A 21,788-nucleotide genomic window follows, 5' to 3' on the forward strand; every position below is an offset into this window, starting at 1 on the left:
GCCGATGCGGTGGCCCGTGACCGAACCGTCCAAGCCCTCCCTGCCCCCATGGTTGCCGTTGGCCGCCGCCACCGCCGTGGGGGTCGCCGGTCTCGCGGCGGCGGCCGCCGTCGCCTGCCGCCGCAAGGTCGTCGAGGAGCCCGCACTCCCGCCGTCACCACCGGCGCCGGATCGTCAGCGTCCCCTCGAGAGTCTCGTGGGCGTTCTGTCGGCCGAGAAGCCCGCCGCCTCGCGGCAGCGGCCGCCCCGAGTGACGTCGCCGCTTCCGCCGGTGAATCCGAGAGCCCAGCGGAACTACGTGATCCTGCTGGTGATCGCCGCCGTCGTCGTGTGGGCATGGGTGGTCGGGTACATCGTCCACGCGTCGGCCGACCCCACCTACGATCCACGTCCGGCGTTGACCACCGACTTCGACGCCGGGTACTTAGGCGATCTTCGGGGTATCCATGTGGACCGGTAGTGAGCCGCCGGCCCGACGGCGGATCGGTCACTCAGAGACCAGGATGTCGATCAGCCGGGCGGCGGCCATCGTGCCGGTGCGGCTCGCCGGGGTGAACGGGCCGGACGCCACAAGCCACGCCGGCTGGGTGAAGAGCTGGGTGCCGACGCCAATGCCGACGGCGTAACCACGGATCATCCACGCGCGGTGGGCTGTGAAGTCGCGGCGCCGGGCGGTGACGACGCCTAGGACCAACTCCGCAGTCAGCGCATACCGGTGGACCTGACCGTCCGCGGGCTTCGCCTGGGCGGTGATCGCCTGCGCCGCGGTGAAGTCCTCGTCGCTTACCGGCGCCGGACGCATGCGTTCCGGGGAGATCACCCACTCGTCCCGAGGGATTCCAGACCCGGACCGAATCAAGACTGACACGGACAGCGGCATGAGCGGACATTCTTGGCCGTACCCGAGATGCTCGTGAACCGACGGACAGTGGAGGTCAGGTCCGAAGCTCCCCGAGCGCCGGGTTGACCGCGAGTCTTGGGTACTCGGCAGCGAGCTGGTTCAGCACGTCTTGGCGAAAGTTCAGCCAGGCATCCCCGAGGTCGGTCAACCCGCATATCGCCTCAGCTCGCGAGTAGGTGCACGAAACCTTCACCCGTTCGGCAACCGGAGCAAACTCGATCAGCTCAGCGTTCTCGGTGAAGCCGATCGCAGAGTGCTCACCCCGCTCCAGTTGACCAAGTACGCCCTTCATCGACCAAAGGAAGTCGAATACAGGTGTCCACGACCACGGCAGGGTCAACTCGACATCATCGATCGTGAAGGATAAGTCGGACAAGAAGTAGTACCAGCGCAAGTCGGCGGCGCTGACTACAGCGAGGTCTGCTCCGCATTGGACTTCTCGGCCGTGGTCAACGTATGGACCGGTACGGAGATACCTGAACTCGATCATTGGACAGCTCCTGCTGGACGCCTCTGCACGTCGGCAACGCCATGATCCAACACCTGCCCATCGGCCACGGTTCTCGTCCCGGTTGGCGTCCGTAAGCCGCCACTTGGGGAGGGCGGCGGGCGGATCGCGGCAGTAGAGGACGTCCGAGGTCGTTCCGCCGCATACGGTTGCTGGACGCGGCGCCGAGATCAGACGATAGGAACGTGTTCGACTACCGGTGCCCAAGGTGCGGCCAACGTGCGGCCAACGGGGCTTGGTCGATAAGCCTGAACGCTGCGACGAGCTCTGCGGGACCTGCAAGGCTGAGGCGACATGGGACTCACTCGACCCCGACGTGAAGTACGCGATTGACGCCGAGATCCGCCGCGGGTCGATACAGGGGCTGATCGCGATGCGAGACGCCACACCGCCGATCCGACTACCCCACGCGGTCGTTCTCTTCCATTACCGGTATGCCTCAGGCGTGCGTTCAGAGGCGGCCGGCCAGTAGCCGGGTAGGCGTTGTCCGCGGCAGACATCCGTGTGTCGGATCTGTGGGATGAATGCCGGAAGCGCAGGCTGTTATGGCCGGTGCCGGCCCATCCAGGCGGTGGCGAAGTCGACCAGGTCGCGCTGTGGCATCAGGCGAGCCATAGCGCTGCCGACGGGCCCGACCTCGACAGTGCCTGCCACCTCGTACGCGCCGCCAATGTCCTCAAAGTCGGAGGCATCAACGACCGGTGCCGTCCAGGTGATCCAGCGATTGTCGCCGTCCTTGCCACGAACCGCAGCTCCGTGATCGGCCATCGGGACTTCAGCCTGGCGACACTCCGCAAGATGCAACGACGTGTTGCGCCGGTGTCCGCAGCCCAGCAGCAACACCTTGCCGTGTTCCCGGTAGAGGGCACCGAGGGGCGACTTCTCGCCCAGCCCGTCCTCGAGTGAATGGTCGTCGACTATCACCGCGGCCTTCGCCCCCAGCGCTGCGAACGACACGTACGGATGCACACTGCGCACAGCCTCCGGCCAGGTACGTACCGTCTCGGCCAGGACACCCATGTGCCGGCTCGGTGTACACGCCGGATCGAAACCGGGGCTCTGCTCCCGAATGATCGGCCACCACGCCGCCGGAACAGGCGGATTACGCCAACCGGCCGGATCGGAGTTAAACGGCGTGTGCGTCGGCACGACCAGCGTGCCCGTCGGACCCAGCGCTTCCAGCAGGGCTTGGACGACAGCTTGGACCTTGCCCACGACGAAACCCAGCGATCGAACTGACGAGTGCACCAGCACCGTATCGCCCGCTAACAGACCGATACCTCTAAGATCCGCGGCCAAGGTTCTCTTGGTGTGCGGCAACGGTTGTTCCACCGCGTCATTGTGCTCATCCTGCGGACTGACGCTGCACCGGGCTATAGCGAGCACACTCGCTCATCGGCACGACGGGACGTCGGCCGGTGGCGTATGCTCGCCGCCGTTCCTGATGTGTGACCAGTACGAGGCCCAGCGGGCCTTGCGACGAGCGTGCCCGGTTACGCTGCACGGCAATGGATTCCGGTGAGATCTTCAGCCAGCTCGACGCCGCGGCGGAGCAGTGCGACTTTCCGGACCTTAGCAACGGCTACTACTACGCTGTCGACGCCAGGCTTCACGTCTACCGGGACGCGCACCGGTGGGCGCTGATAATCGAGACGGTTGGTTACTCGCCGCGGGCGCGCAACCTCACTGATGTCCTTCATACCTTCGGCAACTGCCTGACGAGCGGTGATCCGGGCTTCGACAACGCGGACTTCCTCGACCGGATCGACAACTGGGACGCGATCGAGGACATCGACGAACCAGAGGCGTACAGCGGAGCCTCGATCATGGTCCGAGGGCACCGGATCGAGGTGCCTGCTGGAAATGGCGCCGAACTGGTCGACATACTTCGCCGGCTCGTCCCTGACCATCGGGAACTCCTGCTGGCTGATGAGGCGGAGCTCAGGCGCCGGATCCCGGCCGACATCCCTGAGATCATGCGGCTCGACCAGTGGCACCATCCTGTCGACGACCTGCCCAGCGAGTCAACGACGTTCCGTCAACTTACTGGCGTACTCGCGACCGGCGATACCAAGCTGTACGCGCCGAGCACGACACCCAACACGCATTGGTCCCACTGGCCGGAGTCCGGAACCCTATAGACCCGCACAGACTCTGACCATCAGCGGCATGTGAGTGTGCGGCTCCGGGAGAACGAGGCGCGGTGCCCCGGCTGGGTGTTGTGCCTGCCAAACAGGCCTTGCGACGACGACCTGCAGAATTGTCATACCCGCCTGCTGAGATGCTGGCATGTCACAACAGCCGCGCCCTCTCGTCGATATTTCAACTGTCACCCCCGCGCAGCGCGCTCAAATCCTCCGTGAGGAGGCAGCCCTGCTTGTAGCAGAGATGAGCAAGGGCGGAATCGATACTCTTAGTGATATTATCGTCACTCTCGAAATGCGAGTGGACGAGATTGAAGACAGCGTCGCTGCGGATTACTATTCGCCAAAGTAGCCAGGCTTGTTGTAAGAACGCATAGCCGCCCGTGGCCAGTAAACAGTCTCCACGCGCTTCCGGCAGGGAATGGTTACCAGTCACGGGCCTTTCGCTGAGCACCTAACATCACATTGCTTAACTGGCTTCCGTCGAGCCGTGAAAGTAACGGCCGAATCTCGGCTCCGCGCAGTTGAACGTACTCTCTTAGGCATGTGATCGCGGTGTCAGGAGTGCACCTTGACGCCCGGACTGCAACTCTCCGTGACCCAGGTATTGAGCCGCCCCGGATGCCTCGGTGGGGCCGCGGGACAGGGCCATTGCGTTGTCTGATGGCAGGGCTCTGAACTGGGGATTCGCGGCGTAATTGGCCTCCGTGGAGGCGAAGGCGGCGGGTGAAATCACGTCGGTGATCATGACGTTCTCCAGGCCACACGAAGCTCCGAGGACCTCACCCGCCGATGGCATCGCCTCTCATCACCTCACTGAACGTCACGACACCCCACACCACCACTGCGCCGGCGCCGGCGCCGATCACCGTGCCGCCCGCACCGAGGCGCGCCTGATCCATGTCCAGCACCGTTTCAAGATCAGTATTTCTGGCACCGGGAAAGCCGCACAAGCATGGGGCCCGCCATGGGTGGACTTGACCTAGGCATCAGAGGAGACTCGGCCCGAGGAAGCGCATTCTTCTGCGAGGGGGACCTGTTGAAGATCAGACACTTTCTTGACGAGAAGGAATTGAACGGGCCAGCGGAGACGCGGCGGACCGCACTGGCGCAATGTGCGGTCACCTGCACGGTCAATGTCGCCGAGCAACTGCAGGAGGTGCGCGGTTTCCGGAAAGATGGCGATTTTGAGGGATGGGTCCGTGGCCAGCCTTTCGCCGCAAAGGTCGAGGAAACGAAGGAGCTGGTAACCAGATCACGGGCACACGAGTCCCAGGACGCACAACGAGTCGTGGAACGGCAACGAATTCTGAACCAGCGCACCGTCGAGGATCTGATGGAGCTTTCTCAGCGGCTCGACCTGGCGCCCACGTCCAGGGAGCTTCTCGACCTCGCCCACCGTGGAGTCTCACCGCTGGAGCCGCCGATCCTCCACTCGGCCGTGCTCTTCGACAACTCGCCTTCCGGCGCGGTTACGTTCATCCTGCCCACCGGTATTCCGGTGCCCTCATTCGGCGGCGGTAACGATCGCACTTCTCAGGTCGACATAATCGCGGCGGCTGTCACGACGCTGTGGGACCGGACGTGGTGGCGGGGCGCCAGTCACGTCATGTTCGGGGTCGGCCTCTTCTCGCTCTTCAACAGTGCCTTCGACAACCGCGCAGCGTCGGGTATCTGCCTATAACACATTGCTGTTCTTCAACAGGATTTCGTGGTGGACTCTACGGTCGGGGCCTCGATTTCATCTCCGGCCACGGCGCGCCCACCGAGTGATCCGACATTAGCCTCGGGCCCTTCGTTAAAGAGTGTCCAAGGACTGAGTCAGAAATAGAGAAGTGCCCTCTGAACAGGGAAAATAGGCGTCGAGGACGGCACGATCCCGGCCGGATCGCCGTCGATCTCGCCGTGAGCCTCGCTGATGGCGGCGAGGCCATCGCCGCTCTGGCCGTGCCGCGCAACCAGTCCGCCCCGGTCGGGCCGGTCGCCTCCGACCCGACCGCGTGGCGGCTGCTGTCACCACTCGACCAGGCGACTCTGGCTGAACTTCGCGGGGCCCGAGCCCTGGCCCGCGAGATCGCCTGGGCCCAGCACGCCGATACCCGCGGTGACTTCCCGCAGGTCACCGCGGCCGGTCCGCGGGCTCCAGCCACGGCTTCCTCGCCCACATCCGCGTTCTGCGCGAACAGTATCTGGACATCCTGTTCTCCGTCGGCGCCGTGATCACCGAACCGGTCCGAGCTGCTATCCAGGCGGCGACCGGCTGGTTTCCGGCCGTCGCCACCGGCGGTGAACTGCGCGAACACGCCGAAGTCTGCGAGATCACCGGCCTGCTCGACGCGGCCGGCTGGCCAGAAGGCACCCGGTTCCTGGTCCGTCGTGAACGCCCGCACCCCGGTGCTCAGCTGTCGCTGTTCGACACCGTCGAAGGATGGCGTCATCAAGTCGTCGCCACCGACACACCCGCAGGTCAGAGCAGTATCCAGCACCTCGAAGGCGGCACCGGGCTCATGCCCGCGTCGAAGACCGTATCCGCACCGGCAAGAACACCGGCTTCGGCCGGTTCCCGTCCCGGGTCTCCGCCATCAACCAGGCCTGGCTGCAACTCGCTTTGACCGGCATCGACCTGCTCGCCTGGACCCAAATCCTTCTGCTGGACGGCGACCTGGCCACCGCCGAACCCAAGAAACTGCGCTACCGGCTGCTACACGTCGCCGCCCGGATCACCCGCACCGCCCGCCGAACCCGCCTCGCCATCGCCGCCGACTGGCCCTGAACCAACGCCCTGACCAGCGCCTTCAACCACCTCGCCGCACTGCCGCAGCCCACCGGCTGACCCTGCAGCCCACGCTGCGACCAACGACACGGAGGAGTCCGGCCACGCGCCGGACCCTCACCATGCCCACAAAAACGCAGCAAGAAGACGAATCGGATCCATCGAACGGCAGCTATGAACCGGCGCCTAAATGAAAGACCGAGGCTAACTGCAGATGAGGCGTTGACCAGAAGTGCCGATGAGCAGGTCCGCCGGGGCGGGCGCCGGTTGATCGGCATGTCGGAGAAGATCAACCCGATTCTCCATCCAGTGCAGGACGATCGCCTATGAGCACCGAACCTGCGGCCGCGACGGTCCACCCATATACAGGCCGTGCTGCTCACATCGGCTACTTGAGCGTGCGGCAGGAGAGGCACACGAGTGCCTGATCGCGACGTCCTGCGATCGTCGGACCGTCGGACCCACTGATCGGGGCCCGGAACCGCCGCACACACTTTGTCCACAAGCTTCTTTCAAGCTCAACGGCATGTCCACACCAGTCATTTTCATCCACGGTCGGCGGTCGTACGCCTCGTCGTGGCAGCCCTGGACCGACCCGTCCGCCGACCGCGGTAACCGCGCCGTCGCGCCCCGCAGGCCCGAAGTCGCCGCAACCGCGCTGACCCGGCTGAAAGGGCGGAACCTCTGATGGACCTGCGACTCTCTGGCAAGACCGCCCTGGTGACCGGCGCGAGCCGCGGCATCGGACTCGCGATCACTCAAGCTCTCGCCGCTGAGGGTGTGCGGGTGGTGGCGGGCGCCCGTAACACCTCGGCCGCCCGTGACACCTCGGCCGGCAGTGAACTGATCCACCCGGTCAAGGCCGACCTCAGCACCGCTGACGGGGCCGTCTCGCTGGTCGAACAGGCGACCGAGCTGCTCGGCGGTCGCCTGGACATCCTGGTCAACAACGTCGGCGGGGTGCACCCGCGGCCTCGGGGGTTCCAGTCGGTCACCGATGACAGCTGGCTGGAGACCCTGACGATCAACTTCCTTGCGGCGGTACGGGTGACCAGAGCCACTCTCCCGTCGCTGCTCGACAGCCGCGGCACCATCGTCACGATCGGTTCGGTCAACGCGGTGCTGCCCGATCCCCTGGTCATCGACTACAGCGCCGCCAAAGCCGCCCTCGCCAGCTTCTCCAAGTCCCTGTCCAAAGAGCTGGGACCGCGCGGAGTACGGGTCAACACGATCAGCCCGGGGCCGGTCGAAACCGATCTATGGCTGGGTGCGGGCGGGGTCGCCGAGACCGTGGGCGGTGCCCAGAACCTGACTCCCGCGCAGGTCGCCGAAGGCGCGGTCGCCGGTATCCCGACCGGACGGTTCACCCGCCCGGACGAGGTCGCCGACCTGGTGCTGCTGCTGGCGAGCGGCCGGGCCGGAAACGTCACCGGCGCCGACTTCGCCATCGACGGCGGACTCGTCAGCACTCTCTGAACCCGTACCCGCGAAAGAACCCGTACACCCGCGAAAGAACCCGTACACCCGCGAAAGAACCCGTACACCCGCGAAAGGTTTTTGATCGTGAACGCCAACGCAGTCGACGTCGCCACCCTGCGGGCGGCCGTCACCGGTCCCGTCCTGCTTGCCGGTGACGACGGTTACGCCGAAGAACTCCCCACCTACAACCTGACGGTCGTGCACACCCCGGCGGTCGTCGTCGGGGCCACCAACGCCGCCGACGTGCAGGCCGCGGTCCGTTTCGCGGCCGCCCATGATCTGCCGGTCGCCGTTCTCGGCGCCGGGCACGGCAGTTCGGTGCCGTCGGCCGGTGCGGTACTGATCTCCACCCGCCGGCTGGCCGGACTGTCCATCGACGAGACCGCCCGGACCGCCCGGGTGGAGGCCGGGGTGCGCTGGTCGGAGTTCGTCGACCAGGCGAGCAAGGTCGGCCTGGCCGCGCCGAACGGATCGTCACCGACGGTGACCGTGGTCGGTTACACCCTCGGCGGCGGGCTCGGCCCGTTCGGGCGTAGGCACGGGTACGCCGCCGACCACGTGACCGCCCTGGACGTGGTGACCGCGGACGGCGAACTGCGGCATGTGACAGTGGACAGCGAACCGGATCTGTTCTGGGCGCTGCGCGGTGCCAAGGGCAACTTCGGCGTGGTGGTGGCCATCGAGTTCACCCTGTTTCCGCTGGTCGCGTTCTACGGTGGCGGCATCTTCTTCCCCGGTGAACTGGCCGCCGACGTGCTGCACCTGTTCCGGGAGTGGGTGAAGACCGTGCCGGAGGAGATGTCCGCGTCGGTCGGGCTGCTGCACCTGCCGCCGGCGCCGTTCGTGCCGGAGCCGCTGCGGGACCGCCTGGTGGCGCACCTGCGGATCACCTACCTCGGCGGGCCGGCCGACGGGGCGGTGATGGTCGCGCCGTTCCGGGAGCTGGGGACGCCGATCATCGACGCGGTCGGGCCGCTGCCGTACTCGGCGATCGCATCGGTGCACAGCGACCCGGTCGACCCGCTGCCGCTGTACGAGCACGGCACCCTGCTGCGGGACCTTCCGGCCGAGGCGGTCGACGAGTTCCTGCGCCTGGCCGGGCCGGGTTCCGGGTCGCCGCTGGTCCTCGCCGAGATCCGGCACATGGGCGGGGCGCTCAGCCGGGCCCCGCAGCTGCCGAACGCCGTCGGCAACCGCGACGACACGCTGTTCAACGTTTTCCTGGTCGCGGCCGGTGGCCCGCCCGACGCCGCCGCCCTGCACGCCTACGAGCAGCAGGTCGTCGACGCGCTCGCCCCGTGGTCGACCGGCCGCCGCTACCTGAACTTCCTGTTCGCCGGGGACACCGCTCCGGGTACCGCGACGCTCGCCTACGCCCCCGAGTCCTGGGAACGCCTGGTCGGTCTGAAGCGCCGCTACGACCCGCAGAACCTGTTCCGGATCAACCACAACATCGTGGGCTGAATCTAGTGCGGTGTGGCGGCCAGTTCCCACAGGGCCGCCACGAACTCCGCCCGGCCGGCCGGGTCCAGTGGTTGCAGCACGGTGTCCTCGGCGAGTCGCAGGTCCCGGTCGAGACCCGCGACGACGGTGCGGCCCCGAGCGGTGAGCACCGGCCGGCGGGCGCGCCGGTCGCCGGGCCGGGCTTCCCGGCGCAGCAGGCCGGACTCCTCCAGCGCGTCGATCCGGTGGGTCAGCACGGCCGGTTGCACGTTGATCCGGCGGGCCAGATCGGTGAGCGTGCGATGGTCCTCACCGGCCATCGCACGCAGGATCTCGTACCCGTGGACTCCGCCGGGGATCGGGCCGAGCAGTTCCTGAGTCTCGGCGAGATACCTCTGCAGAACGATGCGCAGGGCGAGGCCGATCTGTACGGGCGGTGGGGGCACGCGGTCACCTCGGGAGTAGTCCGGTCGATTCCGGTCGACTCTGCGGGACGCGTGTGGACAAAATGTGTGCGGCGGCGGCTGCGTCAGCCGGCCTGGGTCAGCATGTCGTTCACCAGCTTCTGGACCAGTGACTTGCTCTCCGGCTGGCTGTGGACACCCACCGCCACCTGCCATTTCGAGCCGTCGGCGACGGTGATGAAGTGGCTCATGTCCAGGGTGTAGCGGCCGTCGGCGTTGCGGGCGGTCTCGACGTACGCGGTGCGGTCGTCGACGAATTTCGCCTTCGCCCCGTCGTCGAACCAGTCCCGGCTCAGGGTCACCACGTCGGCGTTGTCGCACGTGCCGGGGCACGGTCGCAGCATGAACTGCATCCGCTTGCCACGGTCCGGTTCGGGCGCGCTCGCGTCGAACGGGTCGCCCTCGTCGACGCAGACCCAGGCGGTGGCGCCCGGCACGTCGATCTTGCCTTTCAGGCAGCCCCACGTGGACGGCACCCGGAACGCGAACGGCACCCCGGGGATGGCCATCGTGTAGGTCCGGTCCCTGGTGGAGTACGACGGCCCGACGAGAGTGCGCGCCGGAGTCGGCCGCAAGGTGGGTTTGCCGGCGGCGGGAGCAGCCGGCGAAGCGGCCGACGACGGGACGGCCGACGGTTCGGCGGCGGTGGAAGGCGGGACCGTCGCGGGGTCCGTCGTGCTGACGGGCGGCGCGGCGGCCGGCCGATCGGTGTCCCTGTCGACGACGTTCACGACCCCGAGCAGGCCCAGGACGCAGAGCAGCAGGGCGATCGGGACGGTCATCAGCGCGACCCCGGCGACCATCCCCCGGTGGCGTTGCGGCGGCGGGCCGATCGTGCCACCGAGCCAGGCGATCACCGGCACCCGGTACTCGACCTCCACCACCTGGCCGGGGTAGACCGGCACCATCGAGTCGGCCGGGCCGATCCGCGGCGGCAACAGGTAGGGCACGTGGACGTGCACGTGGTGCTGGCCGGCCGGCATCGGGATGACGGTGCGCCCCCAGCCCGCTTGAACGCGGTGCCCGTTGATCGCCACGAACGGCTGGAACAGGCCGATGATGAAGGTCATCCAGTGGTACCGCGTGGTCACGGCGATCGCCCCGGCGTTCGGGTCGGCGGGTTGCTGCTGGTGGTACATGGTGTTCCTTCCCCCGGGTTCCACCGGGGAGTGTACGTAGTGGCAGCTCACCGTTCGGGCGCCCACCTCGCGGTGAGCGCCCGTCGGCTGCTACTTGCGGGTGATGTCGCTCTGGGTGACCTTGCAGTTGCTGTCGTTCCAGCCCTCGCCGAGGTACTTCGGTTCGCTGCCCTTGGCGACGCCCTGGTACTTGCCGCAGACCGTGGCGCTGGAGCTGTTGGTCAGGGTGACCCGGGTGATGGTGGCGGTGTCGCCCCAGTTGCTGTTGATCCCGGCCACCATGTCGATGTCGTTGAGCAGCACGTTGTCGATCTTCACGTGCCGTTGGTACGACGTGGTGCAGTTGCCGCAGCCCCGGTAGAGCTTGCCGGAACCGCTGAGGTAGAAGCCGGAGATGCTGACCGTGCCGTTGCCGTTGTGCTGGAACGTCTTGTCGCTGCCGTTCCGGGCGCCGCCACCGATCACGTAGCTCGTACCGCCGCCGGTGCCTTTGAACGTCGCGGCGTCCTCACCGATGTCGTTCCACCATACGTTGCGGATGGTGCAGGTGCCCTCGCAGTGCACGCCGTCACCGGCCGGGGAGCCGAGGATGACGTTCTGCAGGGTGCCACCGTTCGCGATCTTGAACATCGGGTCCTGGGACTCGCTCTGCGATCCGTCACCGATGCAGCAGTACGTCTTCATGCCACCGTCGAAGGTGCCGGAGACGCTGACCGTGCCGGAGATGCTGACCGAACCCGCCGACGCCGGCCACGCCCCGGTCGGGGTGGTGCCGGTGCCGCCGGTCGGGCTCGGGCTCGGCCCCGCGGTGGGGCTGGTGGTCGGGGTGGTGCCGCCGCTGGAGTACGTCTCGAACTCGGCGATCCGCGGCGCGGCGGACGCGCTGGTGATCTCGAAGGTGAGCTTCTTCAGCGAGGTGGCGGTGAAGTTAACGGTGCTCGGGCTGCCGCTGCCGCTGGTCAGGACGGATCCCGAGTCGGCGTTGAGGACCCGCCAGGCACTGATCGTGCCGCCGCCGGAGGCCTGCTGGATGACGGCTGAGGACACCGTCGTGGCGCTGCTCCACTTGACCGAGACGTAACCGGTCGAGGCGGTCGGCGCCCAGTAGGTGGCGGTGTCGCCGTCCCGGACGTTGCCGTAGCTGGTGCCGCTGGCCTTGCTGGAGCCGTCCGCACCGGCGGTCAGGCTCAGGTTGTCGGCGGCCATGGCATACGGCGACGGCAGCGCCAGCGCGATGGCGGCGCTGGCGGCGGCGGTGGCGCCCACGGCGGTCCACCGTAGAGCGGCTGGTCGTTTCATGAGGTCTCGCCTTCAGATTGGGGATCGGAAGCGCCTTCAAGCGGGGGGAAAGCGCTTTCCTGTGGACCATAGGCACTGATCGATGTTAAGACAAGATGTCTTCCGTTTTACGGCACGATGCGAGTCACGCCGGAGCGGCGGCTAGTCAGCCCGACGACGATCAGAACCAGCGAGAGCAGCGGCATCGGATGGCCGATCACCATCGCGAGGGCGAGATCCGCGAGACCGCCGAGAACGGTGACAATGAAGATCCAGGACGGTGCGGTGGCCGGCACGGTGCGCAGTCCGGGGCGTACCCGTCCCCAGGGTTTCGCTATCGACAACCAGCACTGGAAGGCGATGGCACCGGCCATCAGCGCCCCACCGGCGATCTGAGACGGGGACGGCCCGGCGACGGCCGAGTGCTGGAGCGCCGGAGACAGCAGGAAGATCCCGACATTGAGCTGGACCAGGGTGATCACGAACTTGGCGAGCACCCACCAGTGCCGGAAGAAGCCCCAGGGGGTGGCCGCGGCCAGCATGATCCCGGTGAACGCCGACGCGTCCGCCATCGGGCCGACCAGGCGGCCGTCCAGGGCGAGGGCCATCGCGGTCGCCGCGTCCCGGCCGGGCCCGGCACCGGCGGCCAGCCCGGTGGCGAGCAGCACGCACAGGGCCATCACCTGCGCCATCCAGCCCACCGACGTGAGCACGTGCAACCAGATCGTCAACTGCCGCCACCGTTTCGCCATGACTCGATGCTGGCGGTGACGGCTGCCGAGTTTCCATGCGGACAAACCCCGGACCGAGGATCAGGGAGACGTACGTCCTGGGGCGATGTCCCTGATCAGGCTCGGGATCGGCGCAGCAGCCAGACGAAGTAGGGGGCTCCGATCAGGGCCATCATCAGGCCGGCCGGGATCTGGGACGGGGCGATGACCGTGCGGCCCAGCGTGTCGGCAGTGGCGACCAGTAGGGCGCCGAGCAGCATCGCGACCGGGATGATCCGGCCGTGGCGGACGCCGACCAGGCCACGGGCGATGTGCGGGGCGACCAGGCCGACAAAACCGACCACACCGACGGCGATCACGCTCACCGCCGCCGCGATCGCCGCGATCGTCAGCAGGGTGAACCGGGTGCTCTCCCGGCGTACGCCGAAGATCCTCGGGGTGTCCTCGTCGATGGCCAGCAGGTCCAGTCGGCGGCGCATGCCCAGCACCACGGGGGTCGCCAGAAGCAGGATCACCACGACCGGGAGTACGTCGGCGAAGGTCCGGCCGTACGTCGTTCCGGACAGCCAGGTGAGGATGCGCGGGGTGTCCCACGGATCGGCGCGCAGCAGCAGGAAGGTGCTGATGTTGCTGAGCGCGTACCCACAGCCGATGCCGATCAGCAGGAACCGGTCCGGGAGCAGGCCGCCACGCCAGGCCAGCAGGGCGATCAGGGCGAACGTGCCGAGCCCCATCGCGACGGCCGTGACGATCAGGATCGGGCGCCCGCCGGAGACGCCGGAGGTCACCACGATCACCGCGCCGAGACCGGCACCGGCGGTGATGCCCAGGACGCCGGGCTCGGCGAGCGGGTTGCGGACGGTGCCCTGCACGACGGTTCCGGCCAGGGCGAGCGCGGCTCCGGCGACTACTGCGGCCGCCACCCGTGGGGCGCGATCGTCGAGGGCCCGGGCGATCAGGTCCGGTGCGGTGCCCTGCAGCCAGAGCACGATGTCGCCGGTGCGCAACCACAGGCTGCCGGAGAGCAGACCGGCGACCACCACCACACCCAGCAGTACCGCGGAGACGGCCCCGACGAGCAGGAACCGGCGGCGCGACCGGAGGGCGACGTGGGCGCGGGGTGCTTCCCGGATCGCTCCGACGTCGCGGAGCCGGAGTGCGAGGATCACGATCACCACGGCACCGAGCAGTGCGGTCGGGATGCCGGTCGGGATCGAGGCGGCGGCCTGTGCACCGAGGACCGCCCGGAGCACCGCGTCGGCGAGGAGCACCAGCAGTGCCCCGGCCAGCCCGCACGCCGGGATCAGGAGACTGTGCCGGCTCAGCACACCGATCCGGTTCGCGGCCAGGCGCACCGCGACGGGTGCGGCCAGGCCGACGAAGGCGATCGGGCCGGCCAGCGTCACCGAGATGCTGGTCAGCAGGACGGCACAGAGGATCGCGATCAGCCGGGTCGAGCGGATCGGCACGCCCAGTGAGGAGGCGGTGTCGTCGCCGAGGCCGAGCACGTCGAGCCGGCGGGACAGCAGCAGGGCGAGACCGAGCACCACGACGATGACCGGGGCGGCGCGGGTGGCGGCGTCCAGGTTCAGCTGTGCCAGCGAACCGCTCCCCCACGCGTACAAGCCGGTGGTGCTCTCCTTGAAGAGGATCAGGAGCATGGCGCTCATCGCGTCGAAGGCCATCGCGACCGCCGAACCGGCCAGGATCAGCCGGGTCGTGCCGATGCCGGAGGCGGCGCCGACAAGACCGAGCACGAGACCGGCGGCGAGCAGGCCACCGGCGAACGCGACGGCGCCGGAGGCCCACAGCGGGACGGCGAGGCCGAACGCGGCGACCACACACAGCGCGAGGTACGAACCGGCGGTGACGGCGAGGGTGTCCGGGGCGGCCAGGGCGTTGCGGGTGACCGACTGCAGCAGCGCGCCACCGGCGCCGAGGGCCACGCCGACCGCGACGCCGGCGAGCATCCGTGGCAGGCGGGAGCCGGTGAGCACGTCGGTGATCGGTACGCCGCCGACGTCCTCGCGGGCGCCGAGCAGGTAGCGCAGCAGGTCGGTGAACCCGACGCCGGAGGTGCCCTGCGTGACGTGCCACAACCCGACCACGGTGACCAGGGCGAGCAGGGTGCCCAGGACGGCCGCCCCGCCCGCGCCGCGGCTCAGCCGCGGCGCGAGGGTTCCGGTCACTTGCCGGTCAGGATGTTCACGTAGGCGTCGATCGCCTCCTCGTTCGACTTCGGGCCACCGGCGCCCCAGACGCCCGCGGGGAAGGGGTACGCGCGGCCCTCGGTCACGGCCGGGAGCTTGGTCCAGATCGAGCTCTTGGTCAGCTCTTTGACGTAGCTGTCCGGGGTCGCGTCGTCGGAGTAGAACAGGCTGGCGCTGCCGACGGCGGTGAGGCCTTCGATGTCGGTCTGGGCGAGACCGTACGCCGGGTCGACACCGCCGCTGCCGTACGCCTGGTTGATCTCGTCGGTCCAGGCCGGGGTGAGGCCGAGCTGCTCGCCGAGTTCGGTGAACAGGGCACCCTTGCCGTACGGGCGGATCACGACGTTGCCGCCTTCGATCCAGCCGTCGAAGAACAGGAAGTCCGTCGCGGTCACGTTCGCGGCGGCGACCTTCTGCTTGGCTTCGGCGAGGTGCTCGTCGAACTGCTTCAGCACCAGGTCGGCGCGTTCGGTGCGGCCGGTGGCCGTACCGATCATCGAGAAGACCTTCTTCATGTTCGCGATCTGGCCGGACGCGTCGGCGCCGACGGTGGCGAGCACCGGCACCCCGCGCTTCTCCAGCTTGGTGATCAGCTCGTCGTCGGCCTTGAACGCCTCCACGATGATCAGGTCCGGGTTCGTCGCGTACAGCGCGTCCAGGTCCGGCTCGCCACGTTCGCCGGTGTCGGCGACGCCGGCGGGCAGCGCCTCCGCCTTCACGTAGGTGCCGTAACCCTTCGCGTCGGCGACCGCGACCGGGTTCAGGCAGAGCGTGAGCACGTCCTCGGTCTGCTGCCATTCCAGGACCGCGACCCGGGACGCGGGTTTGGCGAGTTCGACAGTGCGGCCGACGCCATCGGTCAGCGACACCGGCGCGGTCGACGTGGTCGTGGTGTCGTCGGCGCAGGACTGCGACGCGGGCGCGGCCGAGCTGACGGCGGCGGGTTCGACCTCGGTGGTGCCGCAGGCGGAGACGGCCACCGCGAGCAGTGCGGTGGTGGCGACAAGACGGATCATGCGTTTTCCTCTACTGGGTGTTTCCTGGTGCGGGCCGGGTGGCGCCCGATCGGGTCGATGCGGATGCGGCCGGTGCGGGGGTCGGTCTCGACCTCTACGGGCAGGCCGTAGACCTCGCTGATGTGCTCGGCGGTGAGCACCTGGTGGGGTTCGCCGGCGGCGTGGACGCGCCCGTCACTCATGAGCAGCAGGGTGTCGGCGACGCGGGCGGCGTGGTCCAGGTCGTGCAGCACGATGCCGACGGCGGCACCGCGGTCGTCGGCGAGGTCACGGACCAGGTCGAGTGTCTCGATCTGGTAGCGCAGGTCCAGGTGGTTGGTCGGTTCGTCGAGGAGCACGACGCCGGTCTCCTGGGCCAGGCAGGCGGCGAGCCAGACCCGCTGCATCTCGCCGCCGGACAGTTCGCCGACCGCCCGATCCGCCATCTCCTGGACGCCGGTGACGGTCATCGCGGTGTCGACGGCGGTCCGGTCCGCCGGGGACGGCCCGCTGAAGCGGCGCCGGTGCGGATGACGCCCGAACGCGACGACCTCCCGCACGGTCAGCCCGTGCGGGGCCTGACGAGACTGGGAGAAGAGGGTGACCTCGCGGGCGAACTGCCGGGCGCCGAGCAGCGACACCGCGCGGTCGGCCAGTCGGATCTCGCCTTCGTCGGCGCGGTGCAACCGGGCGAGGGCGCGCAGCAGAGTGGACTTCCCGCTGCCGTTCGGGCCGATCAGGGCGGTCACCCGGCCGGGGGCCAGCTCCACCGAGACGCCGTGGACGACGGCCGTCCTCCCGTAGCGGAGCAGCAGCCGCTCGCCGCGTAAGAAGGACATCATCCACTCCGAATTAGGTTTGCCTTGCCTAACGGAGGCTAGATGATGATCTTGCTGGTCGGCAATCCTGCACCCAGGACACCCGATACGCGATTCCGGACAATCAAGCGCGGAACGACGGCGCCAGCAACCCCGGAGTCACCTTCATCACCCGGCGGAAAGCCGCGATGAACGTGCTGGGCTGGGCATAACCGAGCCGCTCGGACACCGACCCGACATCGGCGCCCTCGGACAGCAGCGCCAGCGCATGATGGATGCGCAGGGCCTGCCGCCACTGCGCGAACGACAGCCCGGTGGCGGCCCGGAAAGCCCGGGTGATCGTCCGGTCGCTCAGGTCCAGGTGCGCCGCCCACTCCAGCAGGCCGCGGTCGTCGGACGGGTTCGCCAGTAGCGCCTCGGCGATCGGGTCGATCCGCGAGTCACCGGGTAGTTCCAGCGCGAACTGCCGTTCCGCGGGTTCGAGCACGTCGAAGACGACCGCCTCGGTCCGGGCCCGTGCGCCCGCGTCGAGGTCGGTACGGGCCAGGCGCGACAGCAGCGACTCCAGCAGGGAACTCACCGCGATGGAGGTCGGCCCGGCGAACTCGACCGGGGTGCGGTCGGGGGCGAAGAAGGCGTCGTGCAGTTCGGCGGCGGCGGTCAGCCGGCCGCCGTGGACCACCCCGGCGGGCAGCCACAGGCCGAACCCGGGCGGAACGGTGACGATCCGGTTGCCGATCCGGGCCGTGAGCGTGCCCCGGCGCACCCACACCAGCTCGTGCATCGGATGCGAATGGAGCGGCCAGTCGGTGGCGACACCGGGCACCTCCGACTCGGCGATGATCGTGAGCGACGCCGCGTCGCCGGCCGGCACCGACACGGCGCGGCGGACCACGGTGCCCGGGTCACGTCGCCAGGTGCCCAGGCTGAGGTCCTCGTGGGCGGGTGCGGCCATGCCGACGAGACTACGTCGGCATGGCCGGCGCTCACGGCTTGCGGCCGACCGCACCGAACTGGTCGATCGCCGGGACGTCGTCCTCCGGGCGCCAGAGGGTGACCGGGACCAGACCCGGCTCGACGAGCTCCAGGCCGTCGTAGAAGCTGGCCAGACGGGCCGGGCTGCGCAGGTGGTAGGGCTGGGCGGCGGACTCGTTCCAGATCCGGGCCGCTTCGACGTTCGCCGGGGTGATGTCGGCACCGTCGTACGTGGCGAGGAAACTGCCGGACGGCACCGCCTTCAGCGCCTGGCGGACCATGTCCTGCGCGACGGCGTCGTCCTCGACGTGACCGAGGACGCCCATGAACAGCACCGCCACCGGCTGCGAGAAGTCAAGCGTCTTGGCGGCCTCGCTCAGCACCAGCCCCATGTCGAACATGTCGGCGTTGATGTAGCTGGTGACACCGTCCGGGTGGCTGGTGAGCAGCGCCCGCGCGTGCGACAGCACCAGCGGGTCGTTGTCGACGTAGACCACCTTGCTGGTCGGGGCCACCTCCTGCGCGACCTGGTGGGTGTTGTTCGCGGTCGGCAGGCCGGTGCCGATGTCGAGGAACTGCCGCACCCCGGCCTCACCGGCCAGGTAACGCACGGCCCGGATCAGGAACGCCCGGCTCAGGCGGGCGTTCTCGGCCAGCTCCGGCCGGCTCGCGAGGATCTGCTCCCCGACCGCCCGGTCGATGGCGAAGTTGTCCTTGCCGCCCAGCAGGAAGTTCCAGATCCGCGCGGTCTGCGGGACCGTGGCGTCCAGCGTGGGTGGCACATCCTGATCGTTCGGCACAGGGACTCCTATGTGGATCGGCGTTCACGGGTGCCTCCAGCATAGAACCCGGAAGATCACCCCGGGGCGCAGCACCTGCCCGATAGTGGGGTGCCGTCCGGCTAGTGGGCGGCCACAATGGAACGGTGACCGATGTCGACGTGCGGGCTCTGCTGGCTGAGGCTGAGGCGACCGGGGAGACGGCGGAGATGATGCGGGCCGCCCGGATGGCGGCGCGGTCCGGGGAGGTGGCCGATCTCCATCTGCTCGCCGAGGCGTTGCAGGTCGCATTTCGGTTCGAGGGTTCGCTGCCGCTGCTCACCGAAGCACTCGAACACGCCCAGCGGGCCGCCGGGCTGCTCACCGAGGACGACCCGGATCTGCCGCTGGCGCTGTCCGGCGTGGGCATGATCCAGACCCGGCTGGCCGAGGAGACCGGTGATCCGGAATTGGCGGGCCAGGCCTTGGAGACCGGCCGCCGGGCCCTGGCTCTGCTGCCCGCCGAGGACCCGAACCGGCCCGGAATGCTGTCCAACTTCAGCTTTCAACTGCTGGGCGCGGCCCGGCGCACCGGGGAGACGGTGCTGGTGACCGAGGCGATCGGCCACTCCCGGGAAGCGGTCGAGCTGGGCGGGGACGACGATCCGCACCGGGGTGCGTACCAGTCCAATCTCGCGCTGGGCCTCGGCATCCTCGCCGAGGAGACCGGCAGCCCCGAGGCGGCGGCCGGCGCGGTCGACGCGGACCGGACAGCACTCGCGCTGGTGCCCGACGGGCACGCCGGCCGGGCCAGGCTGTTGTCGAACGTGCAGGCGTCGTTGACCCGGCTCGCGTTCCTGACCGGCGACGCGAGCGAACTGGCGGAGGCCGCCCGGATCGGTGCCGAGGCCGTCGCGGCGACCCGGCCGGAGGATCCGCGCCGCCCCGCCCGGCTGCTGAACCTCGCCGACACCCACCAGCAGATCCATCGGTACACCGGCAGCCGGGAGGCGCTGGCCCAGGCGATGGCACTGTCCCGGGAAGCCGTGGCGACGGTCCCGGCCGGGCACGGCGACCGTCCTGACCTGCTGAACAATCTGGCGGGACTGCTGCGGTTGCAGTACTCGGAGACCGGGGCGGAAGCCGATCTACGGGAAGCCGCCGGGATCGCCCGGGAGGCCACCGAGACGGGCGCCGATCATCCCGAGTCGCCGGACTACTCCGCGAACCTGGGGCTGATCCTGTTCGCCCTGTACCAGGTCACCGGCGAGTCTCAGCTGCTCCTGGACTCCATCCACGCGCAGCGGACGGCAACGGAGACGGCCCGGACCGGGCTGTCGCGCGCCCAGTACCACGGCGGCCTCGCCGAGACCCTGCACATGCTGCATCACCGCACGGGTCGCGACGAACCCCTGGCCGAGGCGGTGACGGCCGCCCGCGCGGCGGTCGCCGAGGCACCCGAGGGTCATCCGGTTCGAGCCACGGCCTGGGCGCTGCTCGGTGTGTGCCTGCGGTCGTCGTACCGGCTCAGTGAAGATCCCGGTGAACTCGCCGAATCGGTGGCGGCGGCCCGGGAGGCGGTGGAGGCCGCCGCCGACGACCGGGCGCGGGCGTACCTGCTCAGCAACCTGGCGGCGGCGATGGTTCCGGTCGGTGCGCCGGCGGAGCCGGAGATCGTCGCCGAGGCTGCGGGATACGCCCGGCAGGCGGCGGCCGTGTTACCGGACGGGCACCCCTCGCTGGCCTCGGTGCTGGCGAACCTCACCAACGTGCTGCTCGCCGGACCGGACAGTCCGCAGGCCATGAGCGAGGCCGCCGAGGCCGGCGCGCGGGCAGCGAGGATGGAGACGGCACCCCCGCGGGTCCGGATCCGGGCGGCTCGGAACTGGGGGCGCGCGGCCCGGCGTGGGGGTGACACGGTCGCCTCGCTCATCGCGTACCAGCAAGCGGTTGATCTTCTGGTCCGTGTCGCACCGCGGGACCTGGAACGCGACGACCGCGAGTTCGGGTTGGGTGAGATCGGTGGACTGGCCGGTGAGGCGGCCGCCGCGGCGCTCGACGAGGATCAACCGGAACTGGCCGTGGAGCTGCTGGAACGCTCCCGTGGAGTGCTTTTCGGCCAGCTGATCGACGCGCGCGGTGCCGCCCCGGCGACATCGCTGCCGGGGCCGGTGGTCATCCTCAACGCCGCGCCGCACCGGTGTGACGCGCTGGTGCTGGACGGCGGCCCGGTCCGGCTGATCGAGCTGCCGGGGCTGACCGAGCAGGTGATCATGGATCGCGCCAACACTCTGCTCACGCTGACCGGCCCGGCCGCCGCCACGAAACGGTCGTACGCGGCGAACCGCAAGCTCCGGCAGGATGTCCGGGACGTGCTCGCGTGGCAGTGGGACGCGGTGGCGAGTCGCATCGTGCCGGAATCCGGCGGCGGGCGGATGTGGTGGTGCCCGGTCGGCGCGATGGCCTTCCTGCCCTGGCACGCGGCCGGACACCACGACGGTTCCGGCCGTAGCGTCCTCGACCGGGTGGTGTCGTCCCACATCCCCACGCTGCGTGCGCTGAACTATGCGAGCCGACCTGTTCCGCAGCAGCGCCCGGCTCTGGTGATCGGGGCGGCCGCGCCGGACGGCGAGACACCGCTGACCCGGGTGGCCGAGGAGACCGAGCTCGTCCGGTCCGCGCTGCCCGGCGCGTCCACCCCGCTGCTGGACGCGACCCGCGCCCAGGTTCTGAAGGCCCTGCCCCGGCATGGGATCGCGCACTTCGCCTGCCACTGCGAGAGCGACTGGCTGGTCCCGTCGGACAGCCGGTTGCTCCTGATGGACGGGCCGCTGACGGTGGCCGAACTGTCCGGCCTGGATCTGCCGCACGCCACGCTGGCCTATCTGTCGGCGTGTGCCACCACCCGGACCAATCTGCGCCTGGCCGACGAGGCGGTGCAGGTGACGGCCGGGCTGCTGATGGCCGGGTTCCGGCAGGTGATCGGAACGTTGTGGAAGGTGGGCGACAACGACGGCCTGACCGTGTCGACGGCGTTCTACACGGGTCTGCGGGGTGATCCGGACCGGGCTGCCGAGGTGCTGCACACCGTGGTCCGGGCGTTACGGGACGAGGATCCGGTCTCGGTGTCCCGGTGGGCCGCGTACATCCATGCCGGGATCTGAGGGGGATC

Annotated in this window: 20 protein-coding genes and 1 pseudogene; 9 read left to right on the forward strand and 12 right to left on the reverse strand. The window is 69.1% G+C overall.

Translation table 11 applies throughout. The annotated features are described in order from the left end of the window. Positions 1–16 precede the first annotated feature (16 nt). Complete coding sequence (locus tag BLU81_RS13105; protein ID WP_092544683.1) at positions 17–460, forward strand: hypothetical protein; 444 nt, start codon at positions 17–19, stop codon at positions 458–460. A 27-nt stretch (positions 461–487) separates the two neighbouring features. Here the strand turns inward: BLU81_RS13105 and BLU81_RS13110 are convergent, their stop codons facing one another. The 3 genes from BLU81_RS13110 to BLU81_RS13125 all read right to left on the reverse strand — a co-directional run bounded on the left by BLU81_RS13110 (position 488) and on the right by BLU81_RS13125 (position 2,741). Further along, a complete protein-coding gene (locus BLU81_RS13110; protein ID WP_157751533.1) occupies positions 488–820 on the reverse strand; it encodes a DUF2306 domain-containing protein in 333 nt (110 codons plus the stop codon). A gap of 115 nt (positions 821–935) precedes the next feature. Continuing rightward, a complete protein-coding gene (locus BLU81_RS13115; RefSeq protein ID WP_092544686.1) occupies positions 936–1,391 on the reverse strand; it encodes a hypothetical protein in 456 nt (151 codons plus the stop codon). Positions 1,392–1,952: 561 nt separating this feature from the next. Further along, entirely contained in the window at positions 1,953–2,741 is a 789-nt protein-coding gene (locus BLU81_RS13125) for an aminoglycoside N(3)-acetyltransferase (RefSeq protein ID WP_092544690.1), read from the reverse strand. 176 nt (positions 2,742–2,917) lie between these two features. Between BLU81_RS13125 and BLU81_RS13130 the strand changes: the two genes are divergently transcribed. From BLU81_RS13130 to BLU81_RS13150, 7 genes and pseudogenes are all read left to right on the forward strand, one after another. Further along, positions 2,918–3,550: a DUF7003 family protein gene (locus BLU81_RS13130; protein WP_092544692.1), complete on the forward strand. Its 633-nt coding sequence runs from the start codon at positions 2,918–2,920 to the stop codon at positions 3,548–3,550. Between the two features lie 148 nt (positions 3,551–3,698). After that, complete coding sequence (locus tag BLU81_RS48015) at positions 3,699–3,905, forward strand: hypothetical protein (RefSeq protein WP_157751534.1); 207 nt, start codon at positions 3,699–3,701, stop codon at positions 3,903–3,905. 687 nt (positions 3,906–4,592) lie between these two features. Beyond that, the gene (locus BLU81_RS13135) at positions 4,593–5,237 is read left to right on the forward strand and encodes a hypothetical protein (protein WP_157751535.1); all 645 of its coding nucleotides are present in this window, start codon (positions 4,593–4,595) and stop codon (positions 5,235–5,237) included. A gap of 173 nt (positions 5,238–5,410) precedes the next feature. Then, positions 5,411–6,326 (forward strand): annotated as a pseudogene (locus BLU81_RS13140) (transposase); the annotation flags it as partial. A 526-nt stretch (positions 6,327–6,852) separates the two neighbouring features. Continuing rightward, positions 6,853–7,014 (forward strand): hypothetical protein, encoded by a 162-nt coding sequence (locus BLU81_RS48020; protein ID WP_157751536.1) that lies wholly within the window; start codon positions 6,853–6,855, stop codon positions 7,012–7,014. Then, entirely contained in the window at positions 7,014–7,802 is a 789-nt protein-coding gene (locus BLU81_RS13145) for an SDR family NAD(P)-dependent oxidoreductase (protein ID WP_092544696.1), read from the forward strand. The genes BLU81_RS48020 and BLU81_RS13145 overlap by 1 nt, the downstream gene beginning before the upstream one ends. A gap of 87 nt (positions 7,803–7,889) precedes the next feature. Next, complete coding sequence (locus BLU81_RS13150) at positions 7,890–9,269, forward strand: FAD-binding oxidoreductase (protein ID WP_172890541.1); 1,380 nt, start codon at positions 7,890–7,892, stop codon at positions 9,267–9,269. Positions 9,270–9,271: 2 nt separating this feature from the next. On the opposite strand, the gene BLU81_RS13155 is transcribed toward BLU81_RS13150, so the two are convergent. The 9 genes from BLU81_RS13155 to BLU81_RS13195 form a co-directional block, all read right to left on the reverse strand. Beyond that, a complete protein-coding gene (locus BLU81_RS13155; protein WP_157751537.1) occupies positions 9,272–9,694 on the reverse strand; it encodes a MarR family winged helix-turn-helix transcriptional regulator in 423 nt (140 codons plus the stop codon). Between the two features lie 83 nt (positions 9,695–9,777). Beyond that, positions 9,778–10,851 (reverse strand): hypothetical protein, encoded by a 1,074-nt coding sequence (locus BLU81_RS49605; protein ID WP_197686213.1) that lies wholly within the window; start codon positions 10,849–10,851, stop codon positions 9,778–9,780. 90 nt (positions 10,852–10,941) lie between these two features. After that, positions 10,942–12,150, reverse strand: a complete 1,209-nt coding sequence (locus BLU81_RS13165; RefSeq protein ID WP_092544702.1) for a pectate lyase — start codon at positions 12,148–12,150, stop codon at positions 10,942–10,944. Positions 12,151–12,257: 107 nt separating this feature from the next. Next, entirely contained in the window at positions 12,258–12,881 is a 624-nt protein-coding gene (locus BLU81_RS13170) for a hypothetical protein (protein WP_092544704.1), read from the reverse strand. 95 nt (positions 12,882–12,976) lie between these two features. Beyond that, positions 12,977–15,049, reverse strand: a complete 2,073-nt coding sequence (locus BLU81_RS13175) for an iron ABC transporter permease (RefSeq protein ID WP_092544706.1) — start codon at positions 15,047–15,049, stop codon at positions 12,977–12,979. Beyond that, positions 15,046–16,086 carry an iron-siderophore ABC transporter substrate-binding protein gene (locus BLU81_RS13180; protein WP_092544708.1) on the reverse strand — a complete coding sequence of 347 codons (1,041 nt, stop codon included), beginning with the start codon at positions 16,084–16,086 and terminating at the stop codon, positions 15,046–15,048. The genes BLU81_RS13175 and BLU81_RS13180 overlap by 4 nt, the downstream gene beginning before the upstream one ends. Continuing rightward, positions 16,083–16,907, reverse strand: a complete 825-nt coding sequence (locus BLU81_RS13185) for an ABC transporter ATP-binding protein (protein ID WP_197686214.1) — start codon at positions 16,905–16,907, stop codon at positions 16,083–16,085. The genes BLU81_RS13180 and BLU81_RS13185 overlap by 4 nt, the downstream gene beginning before the upstream one ends. A 100-nt stretch (positions 16,908–17,007) precedes the next feature. Beyond that, on the reverse strand, positions 17,008–17,838 hold the full coding sequence (locus BLU81_RS13190; protein WP_092544710.1) for a helix-turn-helix transcriptional regulator: 831 nt from the start codon (positions 17,836–17,838) through the stop codon (positions 17,008–17,010). Between the two features lie 31 nt (positions 17,839–17,869). Further along, entirely contained in the window at positions 17,870–18,658 is a 789-nt protein-coding gene (locus tag BLU81_RS13195) for an SAM-dependent methyltransferase (RefSeq protein WP_092544712.1), read from the reverse strand. Positions 18,659–18,783: 125 nt separating this feature from the next. On the opposite strand from BLU81_RS13195, the gene BLU81_RS13200 reads away from it, so the two are divergent. Next, positions 18,784–21,780, forward strand: a complete 2,997-nt coding sequence (locus tag BLU81_RS13200; protein ID WP_157751538.1) for a CHAT domain-containing protein — start codon at positions 18,784–18,786, stop codon at positions 21,778–21,780. Positions 21,781–21,788: the final 8 nt, after the last annotated feature.

The sequence above is a fragment of the Actinoplanes derwentensis genome, assembly GCF_900104725.1.
Classification (GTDB): Bacteria; Actinomycetota; Actinomycetes; order Mycobacteriales; family Micromonosporaceae; genus Actinoplanes; species Actinoplanes derwentensis.

Coding starts and splice junctions, on each gene's coding strand:
- BLU81_RS13145 (WP_092544696.1), top strand. CDS start 7,014: ATGGACCTGCGACTCTCTGGCAAGACCGCCCTGGTGACCGGCGCGAGC.
- BLU81_RS13180 (WP_092544708.1), bottom strand. CDS start 16,086: ATGATCCGTCTTGTCGCCACCACCGCACTGCTCGCGGTGGCCGTCTCC.
- BLU81_RS49605 (WP_197686213.1), bottom strand. CDS start 10,851: ATGTACCACCAGCAGCAACCCGCCGACCCGAACGCCGGGGCGATCGCC.
- BLU81_RS13170 (WP_092544704.1), bottom strand. CDS start 12,881: ATGGCGAAACGGTGGCGGCAGTTGACGATCTGGTTGCACGTGCTCACG.
- BLU81_RS13165 (WP_092544702.1), bottom strand. CDS start 12,150: ATGAAACGACCAGCCGCTCTACGGTGGACCGCCGTGGGCGCCACCGCC.
- BLU81_RS48020 (WP_157751536.1), top strand. CDS start 6,853: ATGTCCACACCAGTCATTTTCATCCACGGTCGGCGGTCGTACGCCTCG.
- BLU81_RS13190 (WP_092544710.1), bottom strand. CDS start 17,838: ATGGCCGCACCCGCCCACGAGGACCTCAGCCTGGGCACCTGGCGACGT.
- BLU81_RS13185 (WP_197686214.1), bottom strand. CDS start 16,907: ATGATGTCCTTCTTACGCGGCGAGCGGCTGCTGCTCCGCTACGGGAGG.
- BLU81_RS13130 (WP_092544692.1), top strand. CDS start 2,918: ATGGATTCCGGTGAGATCTTCAGCCAGCTCGACGCCGCGGCGGAGCAG.
- BLU81_RS48015 (WP_157751534.1), top strand. CDS start 3,699: ATGTCACAACAGCCGCGCCCTCTCGTCGATATTTCAACTGTCACCCCC.
- BLU81_RS13115 (WP_092544686.1), bottom strand. CDS start 1,391: ATGATCGAGTTCAGGTATCTCCGTACCGGTCCATACGTTGACCACGGC.